5 protein-coding genes are annotated in these 11,248 nt (G+C 69.3%); all 5 read left to right on the top strand.

Annotated features, from left to right (window positions below):
* Positions 1-614 precede the first annotated feature (614 nt).
* The 5 genes from PG878_RS13815 to PG878_RS13795 all read left to right on the top strand — a co-directional run bounded on the left by PG878_RS13815 (position 615) and on the right by PG878_RS13795 (position 11,240).
* Positions 615-2,186, top strand: a complete 1,572-nt coding sequence (locus PG878_RS13815; RefSeq protein ID WP_209031680.1) for an APC family permease — start codon at positions 615-617, stop codon at positions 2,184-2,186.
* Between the two features lie 143 nt (positions 2,187-2,329).
* A complete protein-coding gene (locus PG878_RS13810) occupies positions 2,330-4,642 on the top strand; it encodes a S9 family peptidase (protein WP_209031681.1) in 2,313 nt (770 codons plus the stop codon).
* Between the two features lie 611 nt (positions 4,643-5,253).
* The gene (locus PG878_RS13805) at positions 5,254-5,562 is read left to right on the top strand and encodes a flagellar basal body protein (RefSeq protein WP_209031682.1); all 309 of its coding nucleotides are present in this window, start codon (positions 5,254-5,256) and stop codon (positions 5,560-5,562) included.
* 149 nt (positions 5,563-5,711) lie between these two features.
* Positions 5,712-8,078 (top strand): glucosidase family protein, encoded by a 2,367-nt coding sequence (locus PG878_RS13800; protein ID WP_209031683.1) that lies wholly within the window; start codon positions 5,712-5,714, stop codon positions 8,076-8,078.
* Between the two features lie 333 nt (positions 8,079-8,411).
* A complete protein-coding gene (locus PG878_RS13795; RefSeq protein ID WP_209031684.1) occupies positions 8,412-11,240 on the top strand; it encodes a TonB-dependent receptor in 2,829 nt (942 codons plus the stop codon).
* The last annotated feature ends 8 nt before the right edge of the window (positions 11,241-11,248 follow it).

Below are 11,248 nucleotides of genomic sequence, written 5' to 3'. Positions count from 1 at the left end.
GAGGGTGGGGGCGCGAAGCGCATGCGGTGTGTCAACTGCACGAGGCTGCGCCCGTACCCTCATCCGCCCCTTCGGGGCACCTTCTCCCGGAGGGAGAAGGGAGCGATAAGCCCGCTCCCTCCGGGAGAGGGGTTGGGGTGAGGGTAGGGGCGCGAAGCGCATGCGCTGTTTCAGCTGCACGAGGCTGCGACCGTACCCTCATCCGCCCCTGCGGGGCACCTTCTCCCGGAGGGAGAAGGGAGCGATAAGCCCCTCTCCCACCGGGAGAGGGGGTGGGGTGAGGGTCGGGGCGCGAAGCGCATGCGCTGTTTCAGTTGCACGAGGCTGCGCCCGGACCCTCATCCGCCCCTTCGGGGCACCTTCTCCCGGAGGGAGAAGGGAGCGATAAGCCCCTCTCCCGCCGGGAGAGGGGTTGGGGTGAGGGTCGGGGCGCGAAGCGCGTGCGGTGTTTCAGCTGCACGAGGCTGCGCTCGGACCCTCATCCGCCCCTGCGGGGCACCTTCTCCCGATGGGAGAAGGGAGCGAAGCCCCTCTCCCTCCGGGAGAGGGGGGGAAGGGTAGGGAACGCCGCAGATCATCGAATCGCCAGTGACACCAATCCAGCGGGAGACGCCATGGCCGCACAAGGCAAGTTCCACAAGCGTTTGAGCCTGACCGATCTGACCTTCATCGGGTTGGGCTCGATCTTCGGGTCCGGTTGGCTGTTCTCGGCCAGCCACGTCTCGGCGATCGCCGGGCCAGCCGGCATCGTCTCGTGGATCGCCGGCGGCGTGGCGGTGCTGCTGCTGGGGCTGGTGTACTGCGAACTGGGCGCGGCGCTGCCGCGTGCCGGCGGCGTGGTGCGCTACCCGGAGTATTCGCACGGTGTGCTGCTGGGCTGGCTGATGGGCTTCATCACCCTGATCGCCTTCTCCAGCCTGATCGCGATCGAAGTGGAAGCGGCGCGGCAATACGCCGCGGCGTGGTTCCCCTGGCTCAACCAGGCCGGCAGCACCCATCCCAGCGTCGCCGGCTGGCTGTTGCAACTTGCCCTGCTGGTCGCGTTCTTCCTGCTCAACTACTACAGCGTCAAGACCTTCGCCACCGCCAACAACATCGTCAGCGTGTTCAAGTTCCTGGTGCCGGTGCTGGTGATCGTGTTGCTGATGGCGCATTTCGATGCGCGCAACCTGCATGTGCAGGGCTTCGCGCCGTTCGGTGCGGCCGGGGTGGAGGCGGCGATCTCCGCCGGCGGCATCATCTTCGCCTACCTGGGGCTCACGCCGATCGTGTCGGTGGCCAGCGAGGTGCGCGATCCGCAGCGCAACATCCCGATCGCGCTGATCCTGTCGGTGGCGCTGTCCACGGTGATCTACGTGCTGCTGCAGCTCGCCTTCCTCGGCGGGGTGCCGGCGCAACATCTGGCCAACGGCTGGGGCGGTATCGACAAGGCGTTCTCGCTGCCGTACCACGACATCGCCCTGGCACTGGGCATGGGCTGGCTGGCGGCACTGGTGATCTGCGACGCGATGATCTCGCCCAGCGGCACCGGCAACATCTACATGAACGCCACGCCGCGGGTGGTCTACGGCTGGGCGCGCAGCGGCGGCTTCCTGCCGGTGCTGACCAAGGTCGACGCCGCCTCCGGCATCCCGCGCCCGGCGCTGTGGCTGAGCCTGGGCCTGTCGGTGTTCTGGACCCTGCCGTTCCCTTCGTGGGAGGCGCTGATCAACGTGGTGTCGGCGGCCCTGGTGCTGAGCTACGCGGTGGCACCGGTGACCGTGGCCGCCCTGCGCCGCAGCGCGCCGGAGTTGCCGCGGCCGTTTCGCCTGCGCGGCATGGCGCTGCTCGGGCCGCTGTCGTTCATCGTCGCGGGCCTGATCGTGTACTGGTCGACCTGGAGCACGCTGTCGTGGCTGCTCGGCCTGCAGATCGCGATGTTCGCGCTGTACGTGCTGTACCGCCTGCCCAACGCCGCCGGGCGTGCGCGGCTGTGGCGGCAGGTGCGCGGCGTGCTGTGGCTGATCGTGTTCTTCGCGCTGGTGCTGGTGGTGTCGCGCCTGGGCACCTTCGGCGGCAGCGGCTGGATCGCGCATCCCTGGGACACGCTGTGCGTGGCGGCGATCGCGCTGGGCTGCTACCACTGGGGCGCGCGCAGCGGCCTGCGTCCGGAGGAACTGGCGCTGGAAGAGGACGACGGGGAATAGCCCGTCGCCTGTGTGGAGAGGCGTAGGGCGGTTCTTGTCCCTTTTTGTGCGACTGGCTGCGACAGACGTTAACGGGAAGGCCCGTCGCGGCTAAAAGCCGCTCCTACGGGAAACAGCGCGTCATGAAATTTTTTGGAAACCGCATGAACAAGTTCGTTGCATCGATCGTCGTTGCCCTGGCGTGTTGCGCCGGGGCTGCCCAGGCCGCGCCCAGCGTCGCCGACTACCAGCGCTCGCTGGGCCTGCGCGAGGCCTGGATCGGCCTGACCGAGAACGTGACCTGGCCGGCGCAGTGGCGCGACGACGGCGCGTTCTACTACCGCAAGACCGTGCCGGGCGGCTTCGCTTTCGTGGTCGAGGACGTGGCCAGCCAGCGCAAGCAGCCGGCGTTCGATCAGGACCGGCTGGCAAGCGCGCTGAGCGCGGCGACCGGCACCGCCTATGCGGCGCTGCGCCTGCCGTTCGCGCGCTTCGCCTACGTCGCCGAGGGCGGCCAGGCGCAGGCGGCGATCGCCTTCGAACTCGACGAAGCGCCGTGGCGCTGCACCCTCACCACCTACGTCTGCGCGCGCGCCGACAGCGGCCCACAGCCGCGGCCGCGCGGCTTCGGCGTGGTGCGCGATCTCAGCGTGCCGGCCGACGCCACGCCGCGGCGCTCGCCGGACGGGCGCTGGGAGGCCTATGTCGACGGCAATGCCGTGATGCTGCGCGCGGTGGCCGACGGACACACGCTGCGCGTGGCCGACGATGGCCGCAGCGACGATTTCTACGATCCGGAAACCATTGCGTGGTCGCCGGATTCGCAGCGGCTGGCGCTGTACCGGGTGAAGCCAGGCTTTCCCCGCCGCGTCACCCGGGTGGAGGCGGCGCCGCCCGGCGGCGGCCAGCCGATCGTGCGCACGCAGCTGTATCCCAAGCCTGGCGATGCGGTAGACATCGAGCGGCCGGTGCTGTTCGACCTCGGCGCGCTGGCGCGCGGCGGCACGCCCAAGCGCCTGCCCATCGACGATGCGCTGTTCGCCAACCCGTACCAGCTCTCGCCGATCCAGTGGCGACGCGACAGCGCCAGTTTCGTGTTCGACTACGTGCAGCGCGGCTTCCAGCGCATGCGCGCGATCGCGGTGGACGCGGCCACCGGCAAGGCGCACGTGGCGGTGGGCGAGGACGCCAAGACCTTCGTCTATGCCGACCGCAGCTACCACCACGATGTCGATGGCCTGGGCCGGGAGATCCTGTGGATCTCCGAGCGCGACGGCTGGCGCCACCTGTACCTGTTCGACGGTACCAGCGGCCGGATCAAGGCGCAGCTCACCAAGGGCGAGTGGATCGTGCGCGACGTGCTGCGCGTGGACGACGCGCAGCGGCGCATCTGGTTCACCGCCAGCGGCATGGATGCGGGCAAGGATCCGTACTACCGGCAATTGTTCGCGGTGGATTTCGACGGCAGCCACCTGACCCGGCTTACCGAGAGCGATGCCGACCACGACGTGGCCATCGCCGACGACGGCCGCCATTACGTGGACGTGTACTCGCGTCCGGACATGGCGCCGGTGATGGAGCTGCATGCCATCGACGGGCGCCTGCTGCAGGTGGTGGAACGCGGCGACATCCGCAAGCTGCAGGCCGCCGGCTGGCGCGCGCCGCAGACCTTCGTCGCCAAGGGCCGCGACGGCAAGACCGACATCTGGGGCATGGTGGTGCGCCCGCGCGACTACGACCCGCACAAGAAGTATCCGGTGATCGAGAACATCTACGCCGGCCCGCACGATTCCTTCGTGCCCAAGACCTTCTGGCCGTTCGGCTACCACTCCGGCGGCGACAAGCAGATCGGCATGCAGGCGCAGGCCGACCTGGGCTTCATCGTGGTGATGATCGATGGCATGGGCACGGCCAACCGCTCCAAGGCGTTCCACGACGTGGCCTGGAAGAACCTCGGCGATTCCGGCTTCCCCGACCGCATCGCCTGGCACAAGGCGATGGCGGCGCAGGATCCGTCCTACGACATCGGCCGTGTCGGCATCTACGGCGCGTCGGCCGGCGGGCAAAGCACGCTGGGCGCGCTGGAGCGGCATCCGGACTTCTACAAGGTCGGCGTGGCCTATGCCGGGTGCTACGACAACCGCATGGACAAGATCAGTTGGAACGAGCAGTGGATGGGCTGGCCGGTGGACGCCAGCTATGCACGCGCCTCCGGCGTGGACAATGCGGCCAGGCTGCGCGGCGACCTGCTGCTGATCGTCGGCGAGCAGGACAGCAACGTCGATCCGGCCTCGACCGGGCAGGTGGTGGACGCGCTGATCAAGGCAAACAAGGACTTCGATCTACTGGTCGTGCCCGGCGGCGAACACACCGTCGGCCGCTCCACCGGCCCCATCGACTACGTGCAGCGTCGCCAGTACGACTTTTTCGTGCGGCATCTGTTGGGGGAGCCGACGCCGGCGTGGAATCGGCTGTAGGGGACCGGGATTTGAGATTGGGGATTGGGGATTCGTAAAGGCGTGGTGATTCCTGTCTCTGCGGGGCTCGGCTTTTCCCTTCTCCCCTTGGGAGAAGGTGCCCCGCAGGGGCGGATGAGGGTGCGGGCGCAGCCTCGCATCGCCGGATTGGTGCAGGCGCTTCGCGCTCCGTACCCTCACCCCAACCCCTCTCCCGGCGGGAGAGGGGCTTTGGCCTTCCCTTCTCCCCTCGGGAGAAGGTGCCCCGAAGGGGCGGATGAGGGTGCGGGCGCAGCCTCGCATCGCCGGATTGGTGCAGGCGCTTCGCGCTCCCGTACCTCACCCCAACCCCTCTCCCGGCGGGAGAGGGGCTTTGGCTTTTCCCTTCTCCCCTCCGGGAGAAGGTGCCCGTAGGGGCGGATGAGGGTACGGGCAACACTGGAGTTTCGGTGGCGTCGCGGCGTTACCGTACCCTCACCCCAACCCCTCTCCCGATGGGAGAAGGGCTCTGGCTGCCGGCGCCGACGCATCCGCTCTTGCGAATCCCCAATCCCAACTCCCCAATCCCCCCGCTCAAGACATCGCCAACGCTGCCGATAACCCGGCAAGTCTCCCTGCGCCCCAGGCCCGTCATGACCGCCATCGCCCCCAGTTCCTCGATCGCGCTGTCCGGCATGCGCACCGCGTCGTCCGGGTTGCAGGTGCGCGCCAACAACATCGCCAACCTCGCCACCGAGGGCTTCCAGCGCTCCGTGCCGGTGAACCAGGCGAGCGCCGGCGGTGGGGTGGTCGGCCAGGTGCAGCAGGCCGAGGGGCAGGGCAGCGATCTGGTCGACGACATGGTCGGTACGCTGACCGAGCGCACCGCGTTCCAGGCCAATGCGCGCGTGCTGCGTGCGGCCGACGACAGCATCGGCAGCCTGCTCGACGTGCTCGCCTAAGCCATCGCCGACGCGTTGCGCTCCCGCAACGCAACATCGCCGCGACCTGCGGCTGTGCGATTTTCCGCATCCATCCTCGGCACAGCGCACAAGACGCTGCGGCGCGCGCAGCGCACGATGCGACGATCGCATTGCATCGGGGACGGTAGATGGATCGGAGAGATTTCCTGCGGCAGGGCCTGGCGGTCGGCGCGGTTGCCGGCGTGGAAGCGCTGGCCGGGCGTGCCGCTGCGGCACCGACAGCAGCCAGCGCCGCGCGCGCGCCGGCGGCGCCGCAACTGCGGCCGCTGGCGGCCGATGCGCTGGCCGGGCACACCTTGCAATGCCGTTTCGTCGAGGCCGGCGCGACCTGGGAGGTGTACGAAGACCTGCGCCAGCCCGACGGCGATCTGACCCTGCGCGGGCCGGGTGGGGCGCTGGTGCTGGGCAAGCGCACCGAGGCGGTGTCCCCGGCCGCGCAGGCGCCGTACTTCGGCATGGTCCTGGCCGAAGTCGCCATGGCCGATGCCGACCTGCTCGCCGATCGCCTGCTGCGCGACGGCGACCCGCGCGCCGACGAGGTGCGCGACGTCGCGCCGCCGCCGGCCTCGCAACTGGACCCCAAGGACTACAACGGGCGCCTGCCGTGGACCACCTTCGTCGGTACCCGCGAATGCGCCGACACCATGCCGGTGTACCCGGACGGGCGCACCCGCTGCTACCGCGCCATCCAGGCGTTCCCGGAGCTGGGCAAGGACGAGCTGGTACGGCGCCGCAGCGAAGGCCTGCTCGGCGGCTGGATGCCGGCGGTGCGCAAGGTGGTGCCGGCCGGCGAGGGCCGCTACTACGACATCCTGCTGTTCGCCGACGTGCTGGCCGAGGACCGCTTCGTGGTGCAGACCTGGCATCGCAGCGCGCTGGTCGAGCACGGCAAGGTCAGCAAGGTGGTGTACGGCTACAGCTATCCCGACTACCCGCCGCGGCGCGGCCCGCGCAGCGCCGAGGACTTCTACCGCGGCCTGCTCGCTTTCGCCGGCTACTGGCAGGCGCAGCTCGCCGACACCGTGCCGGCGCAGACCCCGGACCCGAGCTGGCGCGACATGGCGCGCTTCGCCTTCGCCCGCGAACTGGTGGTGCGCCCGGGCGGCACCTATCCCAAGTACGGCGCGGTGGATCGCGACTACTACGGCAACGAGTACGACGGCTTCCAGGACACCTTCACCAGTTCGCTGTACGCCAACCTGGAGTGGGGCCGCTTCGCCCAGGCCGCGGCGGTGCTGGACGGGTATTTCAGCGATTTCGTGCAGGCCGACGGCATGGTCAACATGCGCGGCCCGGAGACTGGCCAGTTCGGCCTGACCCTCTCGCTGCTGGCGCGCTACCTGCGCTACACCGGCGATGCCGCGCTGCTGCGCAAGCACCGCGACAAGATCGCCGCCACCGCGCAGGTGCTGGTCGAGCTGCACGACGCCAGCCTGCGCCTGCCGGCATCGGCGCAGGGGCATGGCCTGCTTCACGGCTGGAACGAATCCGATGCCTGCCTGTTCCCCGATCCGCAGGTGTGGTGGAAGCCGTACTACGCCAACAGCGCGCTGACGGTGCGCGGCTGGCAGGACCTGGCGGCGGTGTGGCCCGGCATCGCCGGCCCAGGCGGGCAGGCCGCCGCGGCGCAATGGCAGCGCCGTGCGCAGCAACTCTCGGCGCAGCTGCTGCGCACGCTGCGTGGCAACATCCGTCGCGATCTGCAGCCGCCGTACATCGGCCCGCTGCCGGGGGTGAAACTGACGTTCCGCCAGTCGCTGCAGCAGGAGCATCCCAGCGAGCAGGGCTGGCCGCACCGCGCCTATGCCGAGCTGCTGCAGGCCGATGTGCTGCCCGACGACCTGGCGCACCTGGTCATCGACTGCGTGCGCGGCCACGGCGGCACCAGCCTCGGCGTGGTCGGCAACATCACCGCGCCGACGCCGGAGGCGCGCGATCTGCTCGGCTTCATCTCCTACGGCTACGCGCAGCAGTTGCTGCGCCTGGACCGGATCGAGGAATACCTGCTGTTCCTGTACGCGCACCGCTACCACGTGCATACCCGCGGCAGTTGGACCGCGGGCGAGGTCAGCGGCATCACCGGCGGCATGCCGCTGTTCTGCATCCCCGCGCAGCTGACCATACCGCTGCTGCTGCGCTGGATGCTGGTGTTCGAGGACAGCGCCGGCGAGGAACTGTTCCTGGCGCGGGCGGTGCCGCGCGACTGGCTGGGCAGCGGCGAGCCGATCGCGATCGATGCCGCGCCGACGCGCTGGGGCAGGGTGTCGCTGGCGCTGCACGCGGATCCGGCACGCAAGCGCATCGCAGGTAGCGTCACGCTGCCGGCGCAGCGGCCGGCACGGACCTGGCTGACCCTGCGCGTGCCGGCCGGCACCCGCCTGCAGGAGGTGCGGTTGGACGGGCAGCCGGCGGCGCTGTCCGGGCCGCGCAACGAGCGCGTGCTGGTGCCGGCCGGCAGCGCGGCGACGGTGGCGATTTCGGCCGTCTACGGCTGAGTGGCGAAAAAGTCGGAAACGTCCCGCCGGTCTGCGGGGCAGTGCGGTATTCCGCACGTTTTCCCGATAAATACGACAAGACGCCGTGCGCGTCCTACGCGCACATTGTGACCGTGCAGTGAATGTCCAGGGGGAGATTCATTGCACGTCACCGGGGACGCAGCGCATGGGTCGTGCGCGTCGCCGTGCAGGCGGCGTCGGGATCGTCCCATCCGGCGACGCATGCGTGGACACGTCCGTTTTCGTATCCGCCACACGCGCTGGCGACGGGGCGCCCGCCTGGGGAAGGGCGGCGCTCCGACGAACGCCAGGCTGCCGCTCAGGAGATTTCCGATGCCGTCTTTGCTCGAACGCGTTGCGCCGCTGCTCCCGTGTTCCTGGCGCGCCGCGCCGCAGCCCGGTCCGCTGGCCGCGGCCATCTGCACCGCCCTGGCCCTGCTCGCGCCGGCAGCGCAGGCGCAGGATGCGGCGGCGCAGGACACCCAGGCGACGACGCTGGAACGGGTCAGCGTCACCGGCAGCCACCTGCGCCGCGTCGATGCGGAGACCGCCAGCCCGGTCATCACCATCGACCGCCAGCGCATCGAGGACAGCGGCCAGGACACCCTCGGCCAACTGCTGCAGCAACTGCCGGCGATGGCCGGCAACATGCCCAACATTTCGCTCAATTCCGGCTTCAGCCATGGCCGCGCGCTGGTGTCGCTGCGCAACCTCGGCCCCGAACGCACCCTGGTGCTGGTCAACGGCCACCGCATGGCCGGGCCGGCCAGCAGTGTCTCGGCCGCGCCCGGCGTGGACGTCAACGCGATTCCGGCGGCGATGGTCGAGCGCATCGAGGTGCTCACCGACGGCGCCTCGTCGGTGTACGGCTCCGACGCCATCGCCGGCGTGGTCAACATCATCCTCAAGGACAAGTACGACGGCTTCGCCGCCACCGCCGACTACGGCCTGAGCACGCACGGCGACGGCAACCGCCGCTCGCTCGGGCTGGAGTGGGGCAAGACCTGGGAGCGCGGCGGGCTGATCCTGGGCGTGAGCCGCAGCTCGATGAACGCGCTGTACGACAGCGATCGCGACTACGCGCGCACCGCGCAGAACTACCTCAACGGCCAGGTGGTCGAGCGCCGCGGCAACGGCACCCGCGCCTTCCTCAGCAACGGCAGCGTGCTGACCCCCAATGCCGACCTGCCGCCGGGCCAGGTCACCGCCAGCGACTTCCACACCTACAGCCAGGCGGTGGAAGGCTACAACGCCTACACCGGGCAGTACCTGATCACCCCGGTGCAGCGCACCAACGCCTCGGCGCACGCCAGTTTCGACTTCACCCCGAACGTGCAGGGCTACCTGGACATGTTCTGGACCCGCAGCGAGACCACCTCGCAGCTCACCGCCTACGGCCTGGAACTGCCCAACGCCGCGCAGAACTACTACAACCCCTTCGGCAGCCAGCTCAGCCGCTACCTGCTGCGCTCGGTGCCGGCCAACACCCGCGTCTACACCTCGACGATGTACCAGACCAACATCGTCGCCGGGCTGCGTGGCAAGTTCGGCGACAGCAGCTGGCAGTGGGACGCGGCGGCCGGCTACGCGCACTACAAGGACACCCTGGTGCGCAACGGCTTCTCCATCACTTCGGCGCTGAACAACGCGGTCGGCGCTTCGTTCCGCGATACCGACGGCACCATCAAGTGCGGCACGCCGGGCAACGTCATCGCGGGGTGTACCCCGATCAACGTGTTCAACCCGGACGATCCGGCCACCATCGCCGCCATCAAGGCCACCCAGAGCGCGGTCGACCTGATCGACGAGAGCACGATGAAGTTCGCCGAGGCCAGCGTCAACGGCGACCTGTTCGCAATGCCGGCCGGTGCGGTGCAGGCCGCGTTCGGCCTGTCGTTCCGCAAGAACGGCTTCTCGCAGGGCACCAGCAACCCGGTGGCGGCGGCCGATGCGGAAGGCAACTGCGACTACAACGACGGTTGCATCATGAACCAGGGCCACGACGAGACCATCAAGGAGGCCTACGCCGAAGTGCTGGTGCCGTTGCTCAAGGGCGTGACCGGCGCGCAGGCGCTGAACCTCAACCTGGGTACGCGCTACTCGCGCTACGATTACTGGGGCAGCACCACCAACAGCAAGGTGGCGCTGGAATGGCGGCCGATCGACAACCTGCTGATCCGTGCCACCGGCTCGCAGGTGTTCCGCGCGCCGGCGCTGGGCGATCTGTACGGCTCGCCGTTCAACAGCGTGGTCGACGACGCCGGCACCTACAACGACCCGTGCAACGGCTACACCGGCGGCGGCAATCCCGCGGCCTGCGCCAACGTGCCGACCAACGGCAGCTTCGTCAACAGCTCGTCCTTCACCGTGCTCACCACCGGCTCGGCCAACGCCGGCTTTGCGATCAAGCCCGAGCAGGGCCGCTCCTACAACATCGGCGTGGTGTACGACCCGGGCTGGGCCGAGGGCCTGTCGCTGAACCTGGACAGCTGGCGCGTCACCCTGGACGACATGATCAACGGCACCGGCCTGGATCAGGTGCTGCAGAACTGCTACGACGGCCAGAGCGCCTACTGCCCGCTGATCAAGCGCGGCCCCACCGGGCAACTGGTCAGCGTCACCGTGCCGTTCGCGATCAACAGCGGCAAGGTCGACATCCGCGGCGACGACGTCGGCATCAAGTACGCCTTGCCGCAGACGGCGTGGGGGCGCTTCCGCGCCGGCGTCGATGCCACCTACATGTCCAGCTACAAGTTCAGCGGCGATCCGCACAACTACGTGGGCGAACAATCCAGCAACGGCAACCTGCCGCGCTGGCGCGCCAACTTCACCCTCGACTGGGACAACGGCCCCTGGCACGCGAGCTGGAACACGCGCCTGATCGGGCGCACCACCGTCGGCAGCGCCCACGAGGATTTCTGCGTCAACACCGCCGCCGACGGCAGCTGCGTGTACTTCCCGGTCGGCACGGTGACCTATCACGACGCCAGCGTGAGCCGGAAGTTCGAGAGCCTGCACAGCACCCTGGCGCTGGGCGTGAACAATCTCGGCGATCGCACGCCGCCGCGCTACTACGGCTATGCCAGTGCGGCCAACACCGATGCGTTCACCTACGACACGCTGGGGCGCTACTTCTGGGCGCGGATCAGGACCGAGTTTTGAGTCGCACC

The sequence above is a fragment of the Xanthomonas hawaiiensis genome (assembly GCF_031834635.1).
GTDB classification, from domain to species: Bacteria; Pseudomonadota; Gammaproteobacteria; order Xanthomonadales; family Xanthomonadaceae; genus Xanthomonas_A; species Xanthomonas_A sacchari.
Note: the sequence above shows the minus strand (reverse complement) of the source record. Positions and strands in the feature narration are given on the sequence as shown.